We start from the raw sequence: 19,621 nt of genomic DNA on the forward strand, positions 1-19,621 counted from the left end.
CAGGGCCTCATGCGGCGACCGGCTGAGGGCCCGACCGGGACGCGAGGGCCGACGCGGCCGAGCGGACCGCCCAGGACACCGCGGCGACCGCGATGGCCGTGCCGGCGACCGAGGCGCCCGCCGCCGTGGCCGCGTGCCAGGAGACGAGCAGGCCGACGAGCACGGAGGCCGCGCCGAGGATCGACGCGAGCAGCATCCGGGTCGGGATGCGCGTGGTCCAGTGACCGGCGGCCACCGCGGGAGCCAGCAGGAGCCCGACGACGAGGAGCGAGCCGACCGCCTGGTAGGAGGCGACGACGGCGAGAGTCACCAGGCCGACCAGCGCGGCCTGAGCCGAGCGCGGACCGAGGCCGAGCACCGCGGCGATGCGCGGATCCAGCGCCAGGGCGACGAGCGGGCGGTGGAAGGCCGCTGCGACGAGGAGGCCGACTCCGGCGGCGGCGGCGAGCAGCCCGATGTCGACGGGAGTGATCGCGAGGATGTCGCCGAAGAGGATCGAGGTCGCGTCCGTGGCGAAGCTGCCCGAGTGCGAGATCACGATGACCCCCAGCGCCAGCATGGCGACGAAGAGCAGGCCGATGCTGGTGTCGTAGGACAGTCGTCCGCGCCGCTGCAGGGCCGCGATGCCGAGGCTCATCAGCACCGCGCTGGCTGCGCCGCCCACGAGGACGGGCGCGCCGAGCACCGTCGCGAGGGCGACGCCGGGGAGCATCCCGTGGGCGAGCGCCTCGCCGAGGAAGGCCATCCCGCGGAGGACCACCCAGGTGCCGACGACGCCGCAGAGGACCGCGACGAGGACGCCGCCGAGGAGGGCGCGCTGGAGGAAGTCGAGAGCGAACGGCTCGAGGATTCCGGCGAGGAGGCTGGGCATGGTGCCCGACCGTACACGATAATGAGAACAGTTATCACACCTGTACGCTCGTCGGGATGGACGTCTCACCCCTGCCCGAGCCCCCGGTCCGCCTCCGAGGCGCTCACGTCGACTTCGGCTCCCGCCGCGCTCTCGCGGGGGTCGATCTCGACGTCGCCGCGCGCTCGCTGACCGTGATCGCCGGGCCGAACGGCGCCGGCAAGTCGACGCTCCTGGAGGTGATCGCGGGAGTGCGTCCACTGACGTCCGGCACGCGGGACGTCACCGGAGCGATCGCCTTCGTGCCGCAGCGGGCGTCGATCCCGGACCTCCTCCCGGTGACGGTGCGCGACGTGGTCGCGGTGGGCACCTGGGGCCGGCTTGGCCGCCTCCGCCGCAGCGACGCGCGCGCGGCGGACGCGATCGCCACCGCGCTCGAGCGGATGGAGATCGCCGCGCTCGCCCGGGAGCCCTTCGCGGTGCTCTCCGGCGGTCAGCGGCAGCGGGCGCTCCTCGCCCAGGGGCTCGCCCGCGGGGCCGGCCTGCTGCTCCTGGACGAGCCCACCACCGGCCTCGACTCGGCGAGCGCGGAGCGGATCCGGTCGGTCCTGCGCGCGGAGGCGGACCGCGGCGCGACCGTGGTCTGCGTCTCGCACGACCCCTACGTGCTGGCCGATGCCGACCGCGTCGTCGGACTCGTCGACGGGGCCCTCGCTCCGGCGGACCGATCCGTCACCCGCGGCCCGTGAGGCCGGGGGCGCACGGGCCGTCCGTGACGGATCGCACCTGAGCGACGGGCCGCGGGCTGGGAGGATGGGGGGATGACCTCGACGCTGCTCGACCGGATGCCGACGCCCGACGCGGACGGGCGCGTCGACGACGACGCGGTCTACCTGGCCTTCACCGAGTGGGCGGAGTCGCGCGGCCTCCCGCTCTACCCGGCGCAGGACGAGTCCATGCTCGAGATCGCCTCCGGCTCCAACCTGATCCTCTCGACGCCCACCGGCACCGGGAAGTCGCTCGTCGCGATCGGCGCGCACGCCGCGGCGCTCGCCTCCGGACGCCGCAGCTTCTACACGGCGCCGATCAAGGCGCTCGTCTCCGAGAAGTTCTTCGCGCTGGTCGACGTCTTCGGCGCCTCCAACGTCGGGATGGTCACCGGCGACTCCTCGGTGAACGCCGACGCGCCGATCATCTGCTGCACGGCCGAGATCCTCGCGAACCTCGCGCTCCGGCACGGCGAGGACACCCCGGTCGACCAGGTCGTGATGGACGAGTTCCACTTCTACGCGGACCCGGCGCGCGGCTGGGCGTGGCAGGTGCCGCTGCTCACCCTCCCGCACGTGCAGTTCGTGCTGATGTCGGCCACCCTCGGCGACGTGACGGCGCTCGCCGCCGACCTCAGCCGCCGTACGGGCCGGGAGACCGCCCGGGTCACCGGCGTGGAGCGCCCGGTGCCGCTGCACTACTTCTACGAGATCGCGCCGATCCACGACTCCATCGAGGAGCTGCTCTCGACGAACCAGTCGCCGGTCTACGTCGTGCACTTCTCGCAGGCGGCCGCTCTCGAGCGTGCGCAGGCGCTCACCAGCGCGAACATCGCCACCCGCGAGCACCGCGACCGCATCGCCGAGGTGATCGGCGGCTTCCGCTTCACCACCGCGTTCGGCAAGACCCTCTCCCGGCTGCTCCGGCTGGGGATCGGCGTGCACCACGCGGGCATGCTGCCGAAGTACCGCCGCCTGGTCGAGCAGCTCGCACAGCAGGGCATGCTGCGCGTGATCTGCGGCACGGACACCCTCGGCGTCGGCATCAACGTCCCGATCCGCACCGTGCTGCTCACCGCGCTGACCAAGTACGACGGCACCCGGACCCGCCAGCTCTCGGCCCGCGAGTTCCACCAGATCGCCGGCCGCGCCGGTCGCGCGGGGTACGACACCGCCGGGACCGTGGTCGTGCAGGCCCCCGAGCACGAGTCCGAGAACCGGAAGGCTCTCGACAAGATGGGCGACGACCCGAAGAAGCGGAGGAAGTGGGTCGCCAAGCGCGCGCCGCAGGGCTTCGTCAGCTGGGGCGAGCCGAGCTTCCGCAAGCTCGTCGACGCTGAGCCCGAGACGCTGACCTCGCACATGACGATCACCTCGGCGATGCTGCTGAACGTGATCGCCCGCGGCGGCGACGCCTACGCGAACGTGCACGCCCTGATCTTCGACAACCACGAGCCGTGGAAGCGGCAGCTGCAGCTCGCCCGCCGGGCGCTCGGTATCTACCGGACGCTGCGGGAGGCAGGAGTGGTCGAGCAGAGCGTCGGCGCCGACGGCGTGACCCGCATCCGCCTGACCGTCGATCTGCAGCCGAACTTCGCGCTCAACCAGCCGCTCTCGCCGTTCGCGCTGGCCGTGTTCGACGTTCTCGACCCGGAGTCTCCGAGCTTCGCGCTCGACGTGATCTCGGTGCTCGAGGCGACCCTCGACGACCCGCGCCCGATCCTGGGGGCCCAGCAGTTCCAGGCCCGCGGCGAGGCCGTCGCCGCGATGAAGGCCGAGGGGATCGAGTACGAGGAGCGGATGGAGCTGCTCGAGTCCGTCACGCACCCCAAGCCGCTCGAGGAGCTCCTCGAGGCGACCTTCGAGACCTACACCGCGGCGCAGCCGTGGGTGAAGGACTTCGAGCTCTCGCCGAAGTCGGTCGTGCGCGACATGTACGAGCGGGCGATGTCCTTCGGCGAGTACACCGCCTTCTACAAGCTCTCCCGCTCGGAGGGACTGGTGCTGCGCTACCTGTCCGACGCGTTCCGCGCGGCCCGGCAGACCATCCCCGACGAGCTGAAGAACGAGGAGCTGCACGACCTGATCGAGTGGCTGGGCGAGCTCGTGCGCCAGGTCGACTCCTCGCTGGTCGACGAGTGGGAGGAGCTGGTCAATCCGGCGCTCCACGCGGCGGACCAGGCGATCGTGCCGCCCGCTCCGCGCCGCCTCACCGCGAACCACCGCGCCTTCCGCGTGCTGGTGCGCAACGAGATGTTCCGCCGGGTGACCCTCGCCGCCCTCGACGACCACGAGGCGCTCGGCGAGCTCGACGCCGCCGCCGGCTTCGACGCCGACGCGTGGGGCGCCGCGCTGGACGACTACTACGACGAGCACGACAGCATCGGCATCGGGCCCGACGCCCGGGGGCCGAAGATGCTGCTCGTCACGGAGGAGCCGACGCAGTGGCTCGTGCGGCAGATCCTCGACGATCCGGCCGGCGACCACGACTGGGGGATCTCGGCGACCGTCGACCTCGCCGAGTCGGACGAGCAGGGTGCGGCCGTCGTCCGCGTCACCTCGGTCGGCCGCCTGGACTGATCAGCGGCCGCGCTTCTCCCGGCGCTGCATCTCGGCGGCGATGTCAGCCTCGGTGATCTCCTTGCGGGCGGGACCCCAGATCGACGCGGCCTGGCCGACGACGCCGATCCCGATCCCGATCATCGGCCAGATCGGCCAGAAGTAGCCGTCGGCCCCTGTGCCGACCCAGACGGCGGTCGTGATCGCCGAGACGCTCGCCCATCCGCCGAGCGATCCCAGGAAGTCGCGGCGCCGCTTGACCTCGCGCACGGCGAGCGCGCGCTCGGCGTCCTCGACGCGGGCGGTCTCCACCTCCTCGCCGGAGGCGGCCGCCGGGACGACCTCCGCGGACCGGTCTCGCCGGGCGGACGGATCCGGAGTTCCCCACTCGTTCGTCATGCGGCCAGCCTACGCACGGGCCGTCGGCAGCGGTACGCGGGCTTCAGGGGGCGGCCGCCTGCTCCGGCTGGCAGTGCGGGCACCACCAGGTGCGGCGCTGCTCGGGGTCGTCGCGGACCTCGTCGCGGACGAGCACCGTCGTGCCGCAGCGCAGGCACGGGCGCCCGGCGCGCCCCGCGACCCAGTGCCGCTCGCCGCGGCGGGTGTCACCGGTGGTGGTCTGGAACATCCCCGGGATCGTGCCGGAGGCGCGGAGGCCTCTCGCCGCGGTCGCCACGAGGGCGCGGACGTCGAGGGAGCCGATCGGCCGCCAGGGCCAGACCCCGCGGAGGAAGCAGGCCTCGTTGGCCCAGAGGTTGCCGAGGCCCGCGAGGCAGCGCTGGTCGAGGAGTGCGGCGACGACGGGCCGGTCCGGGAGGCGGGAGAGGCGCCGGACGGCCTCGTCGGCGTCCCAGTCCGCGCGGAGCGGGTCGGGCCCGAGGTGCCCGACGGCGCGCGGCTCGTCGCGGGTGGCGAGGAGCTCGACGACCGGGAGGTCGATGCCCCACACGGTCGAGTCGTCGTCGAGGCGGAGGCGGACGCGGACGTCCTTCTGCACCGAGCGGGGGACCGCTCGGCCGGGAGCGGTCACGGTCCAGGAGCCCTGCATCCGCAGGTGGGTGTGCAGGGTCGTTCCGCCGGAGAAGCGGGTGAGGAGGTGCTTGCCGTGGGTGTCGTGCTCGAGGATCCTCAGCCCGGCGAGGGAAGTGCCGGCCGCGTCCCCGGAGCGCAGCTCGCCCTCGAGGACGGTGCGACCGTCCGCCGCCCGCCTGAGGCGGGCGGCGAGACGGTGCACACTGTCTCCCTCGGGCATCCCCGAACTCTAGGAGCCGGAGCTCGTCGAGGTCAGGGGTCGCGCGGGATCAGGCGCCGCGGTACGCCTGCTTGTAGACGCGCTCGGTGCCGTCGGGCGCGGTGACCTCGATGGTCGCCGTGCCGGCCTTGATGGGCTTGAAGACGGTCACGGTCTTCACCGTGAACGACTGGCCGGGCTTGACCGTCTTCTTCGTCTTGCTGCCGTACGCCGTCGTGATCTCGATCGAGACCGTCTCGTCGCCGTTGTTCACCGCCGACACCGTCAGCGTCCGCACGACGGCGAGGCGCTTGGTGGAGGCGGTGGTCGCGACGTCGATGACCGTGACGGGCTCGGGCTCCGGGTCCGTCTGGGTCTCGGGCAGGTCGAGGCCGACGACGACCGGGTCGTGGTCGCTGGAGCGGTACGCCGAGGTGTCGTAGAAGATCGTCGCGTTGTAGTCGTAGCGGCTGTACTCCAGTGCCACGGACTCGCCGCTGTTGATGTTCCAGGTGTCGACCCCGGTGACCGTCCTGTCGGCCGCGGGCGAGGCGAAGACGTGATCCAGCGAGCCGACCGCGCCGTCGAACGAGTACGAGTACTTGCCGTCCTTCGCACCCTGGTCGATGTAGCCGGCGTCGGTGATCACCTTCACCGGGTCCTCCTTCGAGTAGGCGTTGAAGTCGCCCAGCAGGTAGACGAGCTCGGTGGCCTTCTCGGTGCGGAGGCGGTCGGCGAAGGCGACGAGGGCGGTCGCCTGCTTCACGCGCGAGGCGTTCGAGGCGCCCTGGCCGTCGCCCTGGTCGGCGTCGGCGCCGGATCCGGAGCCCTTCGACTTGAAGTGGTTCACGATCGCGACGAACTCGCTGGCGCTGTCGCCGAGGAGGCGGAACTCCTGGGCGAGGGGCTTGCGGGCGTTCGAGAAGTTCACCGTGTCGTTGAGCACGACGGACTCGCCGACCGGCTCGATGACGGCCTTCTTGTAGATGAAGGCGGTGCGGATGACGTCCTCGTCCGCGAGCGCGGGGAGCGCTGCGGGGGAGGGTACGTAGGCCCAGACCTCGGAGCCGGCCGCCGTGTTCAGCGCGGCGGTCAGGTTGGCGAGGGCCTCGTCGCGCGGCTTGCCGAACTTGGCCGAGTTCTCGATCTCCTCGAGCGAGACGACGCCCGCGCCGAGGGTGTTGATCGCGGTCACGATCTTGGCCTGCTGGCGCTCGAGGTCATCGGCGTTCGCCGCTCCGCGGGCGTCGCAGCCGCTGTTGACCGTGACGGGGTCGCCGTCGCGGTCGGTGTAGAAGGTGCAGCCGGTGATCGAGTCGCCGGTGGTGGAGAAGTAGTTGAGCACGTTGAAGGACGCGATCGAGAGGTCGCCGCCGACGGCCTCGGGCTTCGCGGTCCGGGTGTTCGCGAAGGTCGCGGGCTGCACGTCGCCGGCGTTCTCGACGGTCAGCTGCGTGGTGGGCTGGAAGGCCCAGCCGCCGTTGCGGTAGTCGAGGACGACGGGGCGGGTGAAGGTCGCCGGAGCACCCACGCGGATCGGCGCGGTGGTGGTGAGGTAGGGCAGCGGGATCGCCTTGTTCGCGGCGGCGCCGAGGAAGTTGATCGAGGCGCCGTCGTCGAGGGTGATCGCGCGGGCGGCGTTGTCGGCGACGACGGCCGCGAGCTCCGGCGAGCCGGGGCGGGCGACCTCGGTCGGCGTGAGCAGCGGGGACGTGCCGGCGGCGAGGCCGACCGAGCCGAAGCTGTTCAGGTCGAAGGTGTCGGTGACCGTGTAGGCGCCCTGCGGAGCGATCAGCATGCTCTCGAGCACCTCGCGCTCGGCGGCGGTGCGGGGGAGCGCGACGGCGGCCGGGACCGGCGCTGCGGCGGCGTCGTCGAGCTTCACGACGGTCGCGGCCGAGGTCGGGGTGAGCTCGGTCAGGCCGTTGTACTCGCTCACCTCGCCGGTGATGCGCAGGTGGTCGCCGATCGCGACCGACCCGACGGAGGCGGAGGAGAAGACGAAGACGGCGTCGGAGGCCGTGCGCGAGCTCTCGCCGCCGGTGCCGGGGGTCTGGATGACGTAGCCGTTGTAGCCGCCGGACGGGTAGCGCGCGGTGACGACGCCGGAGGTGGTGACGGTGCTGCCGACGAGCGGCGACGCGTCGCCGGTGCCCTGGATCTCCGCGATGGAGACGGCCGGGATCTCGGCCGGCGGGGTGGTCGGCGGGGTAGTCGTCGGCGGCGTCGTGGGCTCGGGCTCGGATCCTCCGCCCGCGGCCTGCGGGGTCGGTGCGCCGAGCGCGAAGTCGGCCGAGTTGACGTCGGTGTCGCCGGTGGCGGTGTCTGCGCGGGCGATCGTCTGGGTGAGGGAGGGCACCGTGGCGACGGACGACTCGAAGGTGTTCGAGGTGCCGTAGCCGACGAGGTCGATCACCGCGTCCGGCTGGGCGGCGGCGCCGGTGGGCGGCGCCACGAGCGCCGAGGTCCCGTCGACGAGGAAGAGGGTGCCGCCCGCGGCGGCCATGTTGAGGCCGTTCGCGCTCTGGTCGGGCGTCGGCAGGGCCGCGCCGTTGGTGCCGTTGCTGGCGCCGGCGAGCAGGAAGTGGCCGCCCGCGGGCACCGAGCCGGTGAGCGGCACGGTCGTGGTGGGGTTCGCGGTGCCGGTCGCCGAGCGGTACTGGATCGAGAGGCCGCCGAGGGCGATCTCGGCGGCGGTGGGGTTGTAGAGCTCCACGTAGCGGTTGCTGAACGCGGCACCGGCGGAGCCTCCGCGGGCGAAGACCTCGCTGATGACGAGCTCGTCGCCCGAGGGCGCGGCCGCGGCGGAGGTCGCGACCAGCGGAGCGGCCGCCAGGGCCAGTCCGGTCAGGGCCGCCAGGCCGAGCCCGCGCCTCCGGCGGCGGTCGGGCGGGGTGGGAGAGTCGGGCATGGTGGTCCTCTCGATCGCCGCTCGGAAGAGCGGTCGCAGCGTCGTCGCGCGGCGCGGCCGGCGCACCCCCGGAAGGGGCACGCATGGTCACGCTATGCAGTGCGGGTGCCCGGCCTGTGAACCGGACGTTTCATGAACGTAAACTCATCCACCGACATCGGGGCGCGCGGGTGCCGCTCGCGGCGCGTTCGCGGCTTCGCGGGCCACACTCGTCGGATGATCTCCTTCGAGCTGGCCCGTGCCCTGCGCACGGCGGGCGTGCGCTGGACGCCCCGCACCGGTGACCGCTTCCGCATCGAGCGGGAGGGCTTCGACGGCGACGTCTTCACCGTCAGCGACATGACCATCGAGGCGCACGAGTACCCGAGCGGGACCGTCCTCGGCTTCAACGGCACCACGGAATGGGCGCTCGACTCCGTCTCCCTGGAGGACTCGCTCTGGCTGCCGCGGGAGGACCAGCTGCGCGAGCTCCTCCGCGGGACCTTCCGCTCCCTCCGTCGCCTCGCCGAGCCGGAGACGCGGTTCGCCGTCGAGGTCGAGCTCGGCGGCCGGGCGCGGACCTTCGAGGACGCGGCGGCCGAGAACGCCTACGCGGAGGCGCTGCTCGCGCTGGTCAGCTCGGTCGCGGTCGACCTCGACGACGTGGACGAGCTGGACGCGGCCGACGAGCCCGACCGGGCGGCCGAGCGGGCCTGAGGCTCCGTCCGACCCCGACCCTCCGCATCCGGCGGGGCTAGGACGCCGCCTTCTCCGCCGCCGCGGTCTTCTTCGGGGTCCGCTTCTTCGCAGGCGCGTCGGCGCCCTTCTCCGTGTCGGCCTTCTTCGCCGCGGGCTTCTTCTTCGCGGCGGTCGTCGCCGGAGTCTTCGCCGCCTTCTTCGGGGCGGGCTTCGTCGCGGCCTTCTTCTCGGCGGGAGCCTCCTCCGCCGGCGCGCCCTTCGCCCCGCGGCTGCGCTCGACCGAGCGCTTGAGCGCCTCCATCAGGTCGAGCACCTCGCCGCCGCCCTCCTCCTCCGGCGCCTCGCCGAAGGTCGCGGCGGTGTCGAGGGCGTCGCCCTGCTCGATCTTGGCGTCGATCAGCGTGCGCAGCTCCTCCTGGTACGCGTCGTGGAACTTCGCGGCGTCGAAGTCCTCGGAGTAGGAGTCGACCAGGTGCGCCGACATCTCGAGCTCGCGCGCCGCGATCCGGGTGCTGCCCTCCAGCGACGGGAACTCGACCTCCCGCACCTCGTCCGCCCAGAGCAGGGTCTGCAGCATCAGGAGCTTGCCGCGCACGCGCAGCGCGGCGAGGCGGGTCTTCTGCCGCAGCGCGAACTCGACGATCGCGGTGCGGTCCGTCTGCTCGAGGGTGCGGCGCAGCAGGACGTAGGCCTTGGGGGAGGAGGAGTCGGGCTCCAGGATGTAGGCGCGGTCGAACATGATCGGGTCGACCTGCTCGCTGGGCACGAACTGCACGACGTCGATCTCGCGGTCGCGCTCCTCCGGCAGCGCCTTGAGCTCGTCCTTGGACAGGACCACGGTGCGCTCGCCGTCGTCGTAGGCCTTGTCGATGTGGTCGAAGGTGACGACCTCGCCGCAGATCTCGCACTTGCGCTGATACCGGATCCGCCCGCCGTCCTTGTCGTGGACCTGGTGCAGCGGGATGTCGTGGTCCTCGGTCGCGCTGTAGATCTTCACCGGCACGTTGACCAGGCCGAAGGTTATCGCGCCCTTCCAGATGGCTCGCATGCGCCCAGTGAACACCGTGTCCCCCGGCCGCCGGAAGCCCTGTCGGACGCGAGGGAGCCCCCGACCGTCGAAGGGACCCGCTGCAGCGGGTGGTCTCGACGGTCCGGGGTCCCCCCAGGGCGGAACGACGGTGCCGTCCGGTCGTCGCGCGGGGCGACGGCCGGACGGCACCGGGGCGGTGGCGGCTAGGCGCGCTCGGCGCGCCGGCGGCGCAGCGCGGCGAGCAGGAGCCCGCCGACGCCGCCGGTGATCAGCAGTCCGCCGAGGCCCAGCGGCAGGCCGACGTCGGCTCCCGTCGAGGCCAGGGGCGGGCGGCCGCCGGGGTGCGGCGCCACGGCGGTCGGCGTGCTGCTCGGGGTGGGAGCGGCCGTCGGCGCGGTGGTGGGCGCGGTCGTCGGGGCGACGGTCGGCTGCGCGGTCGGAGCGACGGTCGGCTCGGCGGTCGGGGCCACGGTGGGCTCCGGCGTCGGGGTCGGCGTGGTCGGGTCCTTCTCGGCGTCGATCGCGGAGGTGTCCGCGGCGAACGAGGCGGTCACGAAGGCGATGGCCTTCGACGTGATGCCGAGCGCCTCCTGGTTGATGTTGTCGATGTCGTCGGCGGCGGAGTGGTAGTTCGGGTCGTGCGTGATGCCGGCGGTGCCGCCGAACAGCGCGACCTCCTCCTCCGTCTTGACGTCGTCGGCGCCGGTGAAGACGCCCGAGGACGGGATGCCGACCGAGATGAAGCCGTCGTAGTCGCTGCGTCCGTCGAACGCGGTGTCGATCCAGGGCTGGTCGATCGAGTCGAAGTAGTCGGTGAACGCCTTCTCGGTCGCGATCGAGCCGGCGGGCACGTCCACGGGGGCCTCGTAGGTGGACTGGTCCGCGTCGTAGACGGAGATCACGTAGTTCGGCGAGGCGACCATGTCGAAGTTCATGTAGGTCGCGATCTTCGAGGCGTCCTCCTCCGTCAGGGAGTCGACGTAGGTGTAGGAGCCGACCAGGCCCACCTCCTCGGCGCCCCACCAGGCGAAGCGGACCGCGTTGGTCGTGTCGCCCGCGGCGGCCAGCTGCACGGCCGTCTCGAGCAGCGTCGCGGATCCGGAGCCGTTGTCGTTGATGCCGGGGCCGGCGGGCACGCTGTCGAGGTGCGCGCCGAGCATGACCACGTTGTCGTGGTCGCCGCCCGGGGTCTCCGTGACGATGTTGAAGGTCTCCACCTCGGTCGTCGTCTGGTCGATGAGGACCGAGACGCTCGCGGGGAGCGACGCCAGCAGCGCCTGACCCTCGGCCTGCGTGACGCCGACGCCGGGGACGGCGGCCTCGTCCTGTCCGCCGAACGTCCCGTTGAGGGCGTCGCTCGGCGCGTTGTCGTAGATGATGATCGCGGCGGCGCCGGCGGCACCGGCGGCGACCGACTTCTCGAGGAAGCTGCAGGAGCCGCGGCTGACGAGCGCGACCTTCCCGGTGGCGTCGAGGCCGGTCCAGGCGTCCGTGGTGCAGCCGAGCGGATCGACGGGGGCGATGAGCTCACCGGTCACGCCGCCCTCGGGCGTCGACGGAGTGAACTCCATCGGGGTGCCGACGGCGCCGGTCCCGGTGGTCAGCGTGAACGCGTCGATCGTCTGCGTCGCGGTGGTGAAGTCCTGGTGCTGCGTCGTGTAGCCGGCGCCCGCGAGGACCTTCTCCACGTACTCGCCGCTCAGCTCATAGCCCGGGGTGCCGATCGCGCGGGTGCCGCCGTTGGCGTCCGCGATCGACTGGAGCGCCTCCAGGTGGGTCATGATGCCGTCGACCGTGACGGTGTCGGCGAAGTCGACCGGCTCGACGGCGCTCGCCGTCGGCGCGAAGGCGAAGCCGGCGACGAGGGCGCCCGCTCCGATCATCGCGCTCGAGCCGATCAGCGAGCGGCGTCGGCGGACGCTCGGGGTGTTCGTGGTGGTTCGCGCCACTGGGGCTCCCTCTCCTCGAGAACGGGCCGCCGCGTCGGCGGCCCCGACGCGCACCTCCCGAAGACTGGGAGGGGATCGCGTCCTCTGCGAGGGTATTCACAGGAAACGGTGCGGCCCAGTCCCCCCTGCCAGATTTCATCCGGACGAAACACGGACCGGGCCGGCGGGTCGGTCAGGCCGTCGCCGGGCTCTCGGCCCACTCGCGGAGCATCGCGAGCGTCTCCTCCGGACGGTCGCGGTGGGGGCTGTGACCTGCGCCCGCCACGACCGCGTACCGGATGCGCGGATTCGCGCGCAGCACCAGGGCGGCGAGGGAGAGAGGGAGCAGCGTCTCGACCTGCGGGTCGCCGGCCAGCACGAGGACCGGCGGGCGGAGGCCCGGCAGGTCCGCCAGCAGGTCCCACGGGTCGTTGTCGTCGATCGTCGCCGCCACCGCGGCCGGATCGGCGGCCCGCACCGCGGCGAGCTTCTCGGCCCGGTCCCGCTCGTCCCAGAGCGGCTGCGCGACAGCGAGCTCCTCGGCCGAGACCGCGAGACCGGCGAGCTCGCCCGCGCGGACGGCGGCCCGCTGCTCCGGGGCGAGCCGGAGCACCGGGTCCAGCAGCGCCAGGCGCCCCGCCCAGCCGGACTCGCGGGCGGCGGCGCGCACCGCGACCGCTCCGCCGAGCGAGTGCCCGACGACGAGGTCGAACCGTCCCCGCGCGAGGGCGTCGTCGGCGTAGGCGTCGTGGCGGGCGGAGCCGCCGCGCGGCCCGTCGCCGTGTCCGCGCAGGTCGGGAGCGGAGACGCTCCAGCCCGCCGCGGTCAGCTCGCGGCTCAGCCGCCACCAGGTGCGGCCCGAGCCGCCCAGGCCGTGCAGGAGCAGGACCCTGCCCGCCGTCATCGCCGGAGCCTCAGTCGAAGCGCGGGTCGCGCCCGGTGCGCTCACCGGTCGCGAGCCCGGCGATCGCGGCGAGGTCCTCGTCGTCGAGGGCGAAGCCGAAGACGTCCAGGTTCTCGCGGATCCGCTCCGGCGTCACCGACTTCGGGATCACGACGACGCCGAGCTGCACATGCCAGCGCAGCACCGCCTGCGCCGGCGAGACGCCGTGCTTCGCGGCGACGCGGGCCAGGGCCGGCTCGTCGAGGAGGCGCCCGCGGGCCAGCGGCGACCACGCCTCGGTGACGATCCCGTGGGCGGCGTCGAAGGCGCGCAGCTCCTCCTGGGGCAGCCGCGGGTGCAGCTCGACCTGGTTGATCGCGGGCACCACTCCCGCCTCGTCGAGCAGGCGCTGCACGTGCTCCTCGGCGAAGTTCGAGACGCCGATCGAGCGGGCCCGCCCCTCGCTCTGCAGGCGCTCGAGGGCACGGTAGGTGTCGACGTAGCGGTCGCGCGAGGGGATCGGCCAGTGCACGAGGTAGAGGTCGACGTAGTCGGTGCCGAGCAGCTCGAGGCTCCGGTCGAAGGCGGCGAGCGTCTCGTCGAAGCCGTGGTCGTCGTTCCACACCTTGGTCGTCACGAAGACCTGCTCGCGGGGGAGGCCGCTCGCGCGGATCCCCTCGCCGACTCCGCGCTCGTTGCCGTAGAGGGTGGCGGTGTCGACGTGCCGGTAGCCGGCCTCCAGGGCGACGGCGACCGTGCGGGCCGCCTCCTCGTCGCCGATCTTGTAGACGCCGAGCCCGAGCTGGGGGATCGCGCGGCCGTCGTTGAGGGGGATCAGGGGGACGCTCATGCCTCCCATGCTGGCATGCGCCTCAGACGCTCCAGTCGAGCTCGCCGTGCGGTCCCACGTGCACGTCGTCCTCGATCAGCGCCGCGAGACCGGCCACCCCGAAGAGGAGGCGCCGCTCGGCGCGCTCCGCGTCGCTGCGCTCGTCGATTCCACGCACGGCGAAGTGCACGTCGTGGCCCGCCTGCAGGCCCTCGACGCCGAGCCGGCCTCGGAGCGCGCGCACGGGGCGCCGGCCGACGCCGAGTCCGCGCCAGAGGGAGCCCGTCTCGAGGACCACCGCCGTCTCGGAGGCGACGACCCCGTGCTGCTCGCGGTGCGCGGTGAGCTGCCACCCGTAGCCGAGGTGGTGCAGGCGGGTCGAGTGCGGGCCGCGCCAGGCGTGCGAGGACTCCTCGCGGCGGAAGTAGACGGGACTCGGGCGGAAGGACCCCTGCCAGAGCGCGGCGGCGAGCTCCGTGCACCACTCCGGGGTCTCCGGATCGGACCAGGGGTCGAGGAGGTCGGTCCGGGCGGCGGCGCGCCGGTGCTCGCGCACCAGCTCCTCCGCGTCCTCCCGCAGTCCCATGCCGTCCCCTCGTCGTCGTGGGCCTTCACCCTAGGGTGCCCGACAGGCGCCGGACAACCGGGGTGGCGGCCTAGGAGGGCAACGTGACCGGCTCGGTGTCGGGCAGCGGGCTGGCGTCGCGCCCGCGGAGATCCGGGTGGTACCGGCGGCCGAGCAGGGGCACCAGGAAGCCGACCAGGGCGAAGGCAGCGGCGACGACGATGGCGGCGGTCGGCCCGGCCTGGTCGATCTGCACGCCGGCGATCGCGGAGCCCAGCGCCGCGCCGATCAGCTGACCGGTGCCGACCCAGCCGTAGGCCTCCGCCGTGTCCGAGAAGCGCACGCTCGAGGCGGTGATCGCAAACAGCGCCGCGAGAGCGGGGGCGATGCCGATGCCGGCGAGGAACAGCGTGACGCACAGCCACCAGAAGTCGGTCGAGACCGCCGCCAGGCCCATGCCGACCGTGACGATCAGCATCCGCCGCGCGGTCGCCCACCGGCTGATCGGGATGTGGCCGAGGGCGAGGCCGCCGACCAGGGAGCCCGCCGCGAACACGGCGAGCACGACGCCCGACTCGACTCCGCCCTCGCCGAACACCGCGACGACGCCCGCCTCGACCGCCGAGCAGGCGCCGATCAGGAGGAAGCCGACGACCGTGGCCAGCAGCACCGGGGGCTTCGTGAGCACCACGCCGAGGCGGCGCTTCGAGCGCGGGATGCGGACGCGGCCCACCTCGGGCGAGGCGATGAACCAGATCCCGCCGCCGATCAGGAACGCGGCGGCGGTCAGGATGCCCGCGACCGTCGACACCTGGATCGACACGAGCGTCGCCAGCACCGGGCCGAGCACCCAGATGATCTCCTGCGCGGAGGCGTCGAGCGAGAAGAGCGGGGTCAGCTGCGAGCTGGTGACCATCTTGGGGTAGATGGTCCGCACGGCCGGCTGCACCGGCGGCATGCTCAGGCCGGCGACGAACCCGATCACGACGAACTGCCACACCTCGAGCGGGAGCACGGCCATCGCGATGATCGCGCCCGCGCAGACCACGAGGGTGATCGTCAGCACGCGGCGCATCCCGAGCCGCCCCATCAGGCGGCTGGTCAGCGGCCCGGCGATGGCTTGCCCGATCGACATCGAGCCGAGCACCAGGCCGGCGGCGGCGTAGGAGTGGTGCACCCGCTCCACGTGCAGGAGGAACGCCAGCGAGAGCATGCCGAACGGGAAGCGCGCGGTCAGCTGCGCGAGGATGATGCGCCCCACCCCGGGGGTCTTCAGGAGATCGGTGTAGCTGCCCACCGGACGACACTAGCGCTCCGGAGGGGACTGCGGTTCGTCGAGGGAGACCGCTGCCCGAGGGCCCCTCGACGGGTCGCGGTTCCCTCGGCGGAGGGGCGCGTCAGCCGGCCAGCACCTTGCGGATCCGCTGCAGCGACACGCTCTCGGCGGTGCCGAGCGACTGCGCGAAGAAGCTCACCCGCAGCTCCTCGATCATCCAGCGGGCGCGCGCGATCCGCTCCGGGGCGTGCGCGGGCAGCGGCACGACGCCGCCTGCCGAGCGGTAGAGCTCCTGGGCCGCCTGCACCTCGTTCAGCCAGACGCGGTCGCGCCCGACGTTCTCGGCGATCTTTCCGAAGCGCTCGGTGATCCCGCCGAGGTAGCGCGGGAGGTGCCGCAGCCGCTCCACTCCGGTCGCCGAGACGAAGCCCGGGTAGACCAGGCCGGAGAGCTGCTCCCGCGCATCCGTGAGGGCGGGCAGGAGCGCCATGCTCGTCGAGGCCTTGAGCGCCTTCTCGACGCCCCGGGCGGTGGTGAGGATCGTCGTGACCGTCTTCACGGTCTCGAACATCGCGTCCATGACGCTCGCCGAGACCCGGTCGCGCACGGCGTCGAACTCGGCGCGGAGGAAGAGCATCCCGTCGGGCTTCATCCGCCAGAGGACCGCGTCGACGCAGGCGAGCAGGCAGTCGGTGAAGAGCGCGGTCGTGTTCTGGTACGGGCTCTGCGCGAGCACGAGCTTCTCGTTCGAGGTGAGGTGCTGCTGCACGTAGGCGACGGGGCTCGGCGTCGCGAGCAGGAGGAGGCGGCGGACGCCTCTCGGGTGCTCGCGCGCCTGGTCCTCGGCCGTGGCCAGCAGGCGGATCGAGACCGAGTCGCCGTCGTCGATCAGGGCGGGGTAGGCGCGGATGGTGTTCCCGCCCTGCCGGGTGTCGGTGACGCGGGGCAGCTCCGGCATGTCCCAGGTCTTCAGGCCCCGGCGCTCGAGCGCGTCGGGGACCCGGGCCTCGACCACGCGGGCGACCTCGTCGCGGACCCGACCGCGCAGGCGCTCGGCCAGCGGGGCGAGCTCCTTGCCGGCGGCGACCGTGCGCCCCCGCTCGTCGGCGACGGCGAAGGTGACCCGCAGGTGCGAGGGGATGCGCTCGAGGTCGAAGTCCTCGGGCTGCACCACCACGCCGGCCTCGCGGCGGATCGCTCCGGCCAGGGTCGCCGCGAACGACTCCGTCGGCGGGTTCGGCACGTCGTGCGGCAGGGACGCGGTGAGCTTGCGCGCCCAGTCGTTCGCGGGCACCACGTTCCGGCGCAGGTGCTTGGGCAGCGCCTTGATCATCGCGGTGACCAGCTCGGCCCGGAGTCCCGGCACCAGCCAGTCGAAGCCGAGGGGCGTCACGCGGGGCAGGAGCGCGAGCGGCACGTGCACCGTCACTCCGTCCTCCTCCGTCCCCGGCTCGAACCGGTACGAGAGGCGGAAGCGCTGGTCGGCCTGGCGCCACTGCGTGGGGAACGCGGTCTCGTCGATCTGCTCCGCGTCCTCGGGGAGGAGCGTCTCCTGCGTCATCGTCAGCAGGTCGGGCTCGTCGTGCTGGGTCGTCCGCCACCAGGAGTCGAACGAGCGCACCGAGGTGATGTCGCGGGGGAGTCGGCGGTCGTAGAAGTCGAACACGGCCTCGTCGTCGACGAGCAGGTCGCGACGGCGCGTGCGCTCCTCCAGCCGCTCGAGCTCGGCCCGCAGGGCCCGGTTCTTGCGGTCGAAGGCGTGGCGCGACTCCCACTCGCCCCCGACGAGGGCGTGCCGGATGAACAGCTCGCGGGCGTACGAGGCGTCGATCCGCGCGAACTGGACGCGGCGGCGGGCGATGATCGGCACGCCGTAGAGCGTGACCTTCTCGTAGGCGACGGCCGCGCCCTGCGACTTCTCCCAGTGCGGCTCGCTGAACTGCCGCTTCACGAGGTCGCCCGCGATCGCCTCGGCCCAGGCCGGATCGATCGCGGCGTTCGAGCGGGCGAAGAGGCGGCTGGTCTCGACCAGCTCGGCGCTCATCACCGCGTCGGGGAGCTTCTTGGCCAGGGCGCTGCCGGGGAAGATCGAGAACTTCGCGTTGCGGGCGCCGATGTACTGCACGTTCTGGCGCTCGCGGCTCTTCGCCGCGCGCTGCGCCTGCTGCGAGGTGGTGTCCTTGATGCCCAGGTGCGAGAGCAGGCCGGCCAGGAGGCTCCGGTGGATCCCGTCGGGGTCGACCTTCGGCTCGCCCAGCTCGAGCTTGAGGGGGCGCGCGAGCTGGCGCAGCTGGCGGAACACGTCCTGCCACTCGCGCACGCGCAGGTAGTTGAGGTACTCGGCCTTGCACAGGCGCCGGAAGGCGCTCGAGGAGAGCTCCTCCTGCTTCTCCTCCACGTAGTTCCAGAGGTTCAGCAGGGTGAGGAAGTCGCTGGTGGGATCGACGAAGCGCGCGTGCTGCTGGTCGGCCTGCGCGCGGCGCTCGAGAGGGCGCTCGCGGACGTCCTGGATCGTGAGGCCCGCGACGATCGCCATCACCTCGCGGCTGACGCCGTGGCGGCGCGACTCGATCACCATCCGGCCGAAGCGCGGATCGATGGGGAGCCGCGCGAGGTCGCGCCCGATGCGCGTGAGCTGCGGCGCGGCCTCCGCCCCCTTGCGCGGGACGCCGCTCGAGTGCGCGCTCGGCGGCGTGCCGCGCACCGGAGCGGCGTCTCGCGGCGCGGCGGAGGCGGCGGAGGGGGAGCCGGGGACGCGGAGGGCGCCGAGCTCCGTGAGCAGGTCGAGGCCGTCCTTGATGCCGCGGGAGTCGGGCGGAGTGAGGAACGGGAACGAGGCGATGTCGCCCAGTCCGAGCGAGATCATCTGCAGGATGACCGCGGCCAGGCCCGTGCGGAGGATCTCGGGATCGGTGTACTCGGGGCGGCGGAGGTAGTCCTCCTCGGAGTAGAGGCGGATCGCGATGCCCGCGCTGGTGCGTCCCGAGCGGCCGGAGCGCTGGTTCGCGGAGGCCTGCGACACCGCCTCGATCGGCAGCCGCTGCACCTTCGAGCGCGCGCTGTAGCGCGAGATGCGGGCCGTGCCGCCGTCGATCACGTAGCGGATCCCCGGGACGGTGAGGCTCGTCTCCGCCACGTTCGTCGCGAGCACGACGCGGCGGCGGACGCCGGGGGTGCGCCCCTTCTCGAAGACGCGGTGCTGATCGGCCGCCGACAGGCGCCCGTAGAGGGGGAGCACCTCGGTGCCCGGCAGGTTCCGGCCCCGGATGGCGTCCTCGGCGTCGCGGATCTCGTTCTCGCCCGAGAGGAACACCAGGACGTCGCCCGGATCCTCGAGCGCCAGCTCGGCCAGGGCGTCGGCGATGCCGGTCATCAGGTCGCGGCTGCCGCTCGTCGCGTCGGGGACGTCGGTGTCGTCGTCCTCCTCCGGTTCCTCGGCGACCAGCGGGCGGTAGCGGATCTCGACCGGGTAGGTGCGGCCGGAGACCTCGATGATCGGCGCGGGCTCGCCGGCGGCGTCGGCGAAGTGGGCCGCGAAGCTCTGCGGGTCGATCGTCGCCGAGGTGATGATCACCTTCAGGTCGGGGCGCTGCGGCAGCAGGCGGTGCAGGTAGCCCAGGAGGAAGTCGATGTTGAGGCTGCGCTCGTGCGCCTCGTCGATGATGATCGTGTCGTACCGGCTGAGCATCCGGTCGTGGTTCATCTCGTTGAGCAGGATGCCGTCGGTCATCAGCTTGATCCGCGTCGAGGCGGACGCCTTGTCGGTGAACCGGACCTGGTAGCCGACCAGCCCGCCGACCTCGTCGTCGAGCTCCTCCGCGATGCGCTCGGCGATGGTGCGCGCGGCGATGCGCCGGGGCTGCGTGTGCGCGATGCTCTCGCGGCCGAGCTCCAGGCAGATCTTCGGCAGCTGGGTCGTCTTGCCCGATCCGGTCGCGCCGGCGACGATGACCACCTGGTGGTCGCGGATCGCGGAGGCGATGTCCTCGCGCCGCGCCGACACGGGGAGTTCGGGCGGGTAGCGGATGCTGAGCACGTCTGACATGAGCCCTCCATCCTACGCCGCGTGCGACAATGCCCTGTCTCGTGAAACATCGCGGGCCACCCTGCCCGG

14 protein-coding genes are annotated in these 19,621 nt (G+C 72.9%); 3 read left to right on the plus strand and 11 right to left on the minus strand.

Features of this window, described 5'->3' with window-relative positions; all coding sequences use genetic code 11:
• Positions 1 to 7: 7 nt before the first annotated feature.
• Entirely contained in the window at positions 8 to 871 is an 864-nt protein-coding gene (gene aztB / locus C5B93_RS09100) for a zinc ABC transporter permease AztB (protein ID WP_104283876.1), read from the minus strand.
• A 56-nt stretch (positions 872 to 927) separates the two neighbouring features.
• Between aztB and aztA the strand changes: the two genes are divergently transcribed.
• Together aztA and C5B93_RS09110 are read left to right on the plus strand one after the other, a co-directional pair.
• A complete protein-coding gene (gene aztA, locus C5B93_RS09105; RefSeq protein ID WP_104292292.1) occupies positions 928 to 1,599 on the plus strand; it encodes a zinc ABC transporter ATP-binding protein AztA in 672 nt (223 codons plus the stop codon).
• 72 nt (positions 1,600 to 1,671) lie between these two features.
• Entirely contained in the window at positions 1,672 to 4,197 is a 2,526-nt protein-coding gene (locus C5B93_RS09110) for an RNA helicase (protein WP_104247346.1), read from the plus strand.
• On the opposite strand, the gene C5B93_RS09115 is transcribed toward C5B93_RS09110, so the two are convergent.
• The 3 genes from C5B93_RS09115 to C5B93_RS09125 are packed head-to-tail and all read right to left on the minus strand — an operon-like array spanning position 4,198 to position 8,318.
• Positions 4,198 to 4,575, minus strand: coding sequence for a 2TM domain-containing protein (locus tag C5B93_RS09115; protein WP_104272851.1), 378 nt, complete (start codon positions 4,573 to 4,575; stop codon positions 4,198 to 4,200).
• A 43-nt stretch (positions 4,576 to 4,618) separates the two neighbouring features.
• Positions 4,619 to 5,428 carry a DNA-formamidopyrimidine glycosylase family protein gene (locus tag C5B93_RS09120; RefSeq protein WP_104292293.1) on the minus strand — a complete coding sequence of 270 codons (810 nt, stop codon included), beginning with the start codon at positions 5,426 to 5,428 and terminating at the stop codon, positions 4,619 to 4,621.
• A gap of 49 nt (positions 5,429 to 5,477) precedes the next feature.
• On the minus strand, positions 5,478 to 8,318 hold the full coding sequence (locus tag C5B93_RS09125) for an ExeM/NucH family extracellular endonuclease (protein WP_104292294.1): 2,841 nt from the start codon (positions 8,316 to 8,318) through the stop codon (positions 5,478 to 5,480).
• Positions 8,319 to 8,534: 216 nt separating this feature from the next.
• On the opposite strand from C5B93_RS09125, the gene C5B93_RS09130 reads away from it, so the two are divergent.
• Positions 8,535 to 9,014: a pilus assembly protein CpaE gene (locus tag C5B93_RS09130; RefSeq protein ID WP_244229602.1), complete on the plus strand. Its 480-nt coding sequence runs from the start codon at positions 8,535 to 8,537 to the stop codon at positions 9,012 to 9,014.
• A 37-nt stretch (positions 9,015 to 9,051) separates the two neighbouring features.
• On the opposite strand, the gene C5B93_RS09135 is transcribed toward C5B93_RS09130, so the two are convergent.
• The 7 genes from C5B93_RS09135 to hrpA form a co-directional block, all read right to left on the minus strand.
• Positions 9,052 to 10,044, minus strand: a complete 993-nt coding sequence (locus tag C5B93_RS09135; protein ID WP_104292295.1) for a Ku protein — start codon at positions 10,042 to 10,044, stop codon at positions 9,052 to 9,054.
• Between the two features lie 185 nt (positions 10,045 to 10,229).
• On the minus strand, positions 10,230 to 11,975 hold the full coding sequence (locus C5B93_RS09140) for a M28 family peptidase (protein ID WP_104292296.1): 1,746 nt from the start codon (positions 11,973 to 11,975) through the stop codon (positions 10,230 to 10,232).
• 172 nt (positions 11,976 to 12,147) lie between these two features.
• Positions 12,148 to 12,858, minus strand: coding sequence for an alpha/beta fold hydrolase (locus C5B93_RS09145; protein WP_104292297.1), 711 nt, complete (start codon positions 12,856 to 12,858; stop codon positions 12,148 to 12,150).
• 10 nt (positions 12,859 to 12,868) lie between these two features.
• Positions 12,869 to 13,687, minus strand: coding sequence for an aldo/keto reductase (locus C5B93_RS09150; RefSeq protein ID WP_104292316.1), 819 nt, complete (start codon positions 13,685 to 13,687; stop codon positions 12,869 to 12,871).
• 22 nt (positions 13,688 to 13,709) lie between these two features.
• Positions 13,710 to 14,252, minus strand: coding sequence for a hypothetical protein (locus C5B93_RS09155; RefSeq protein WP_104292298.1), 543 nt, complete (start codon positions 14,250 to 14,252; stop codon positions 13,710 to 13,712).
• A 70-nt stretch (positions 14,253 to 14,322) separates the two neighbouring features.
• On the minus strand, positions 14,323 to 15,528 hold the full coding sequence (locus C5B93_RS09160; RefSeq protein WP_104222308.1) for an MFS transporter: 1,206 nt from the start codon (positions 15,526 to 15,528) through the stop codon (positions 14,323 to 14,325).
• A 100-nt stretch (positions 15,529 to 15,628) separates the two neighbouring features.
• Positions 15,629 to 19,552 carry an ATP-dependent RNA helicase HrpA gene (hrpA, locus tag C5B93_RS09165; protein ID WP_104292299.1) on the minus strand — a complete coding sequence of 1,308 codons (3,924 nt, stop codon included), beginning with the start codon at positions 19,550 to 19,552 and terminating at the stop codon, positions 15,629 to 15,631.
• Positions 19,553 to 19,621: the final 69 nt, after the last annotated feature.

The sequence above is a fragment of the Rathayibacter sp. AY1A2 genome, from assembly GCF_002930935.1.
Taxonomy (GTDB): Bacteria; Actinomycetota; Actinomycetes; order Actinomycetales; family Microbacteriaceae; genus Rathayibacter.

Bases quoted from the DNA above. Each gene is read 5' to 3' on its own strand.
- C5B93_RS09110 (WP_104247346.1), top strand. From the start codon at position 1,672: ATGACCTCGACGCTGCTCGACCGGATGCCGACGCCCGACGCGGACGGG.
- C5B93_RS09150 (WP_104292316.1), bottom strand. From the start codon at position 13,687: ATGAGCGTCCCCCTGATCCCCCTCAACGACGGCCGCGCGATCCCCCAG.
- C5B93_RS09115 (WP_104272851.1), bottom strand. From the start codon at position 4,575: ATGACGAACGAGTGGGGAACTCCGGATCCGTCCGCCCGGCGAGACCGG.
- C5B93_RS09125 (WP_104292294.1), bottom strand. From the start codon at position 8,318: ATGCCCGACTCTCCCACCCCGCCCGACCGCCGCCGGAGGCGCGGGCTC.
- C5B93_RS09145 (WP_104292297.1), bottom strand. From the start codon at position 12,858: ATGACGGCGGGCAGGGTCCTGCTCCTGCACGGCCTGGGCGGCTCGGGC.
- C5B93_RS09135 (WP_104292295.1), bottom strand. From the start codon at position 10,044: ATGCGAGCCATCTGGAAGGGCGCGATAACCTTCGGCCTGGTCAACGTG.
- hrpA (WP_104292299.1), bottom strand. From the start codon at position 19,552: ATGTCAGACGTGCTCAGCATCCGCTACCCGCCCGAACTCCCCGTGTCG.
- C5B93_RS09120 (WP_104292293.1), bottom strand. From the start codon at position 5,428: ATGCCCGAGGGAGACAGTGTGCACCGTCTCGCCGCCCGCCTCAGGCGG.
- C5B93_RS09130 (WP_244229602.1), top strand. From the start codon at position 8,535: ATGATCTCCTTCGAGCTGGCCCGTGCCCTGCGCACGGCGGGCGTGCGC.
- aztB (WP_104283876.1), bottom strand. From the start codon at position 871: ATGCCCAGCCTCCTCGCCGGAATCCTCGAGCCGTTCGCTCTCGACTTC.
- C5B93_RS09155 (WP_104292298.1), bottom strand. From the start codon at position 14,252: ATGGGACTGCGGGAGGACGCGGAGGAGCTGGTGCGCGAGCACCGGCGC.
- aztA (WP_104292292.1), top strand. From the start codon at position 928: ATGGACGTCTCACCCCTGCCCGAGCCCCCGGTCCGCCTCCGAGGCGCT.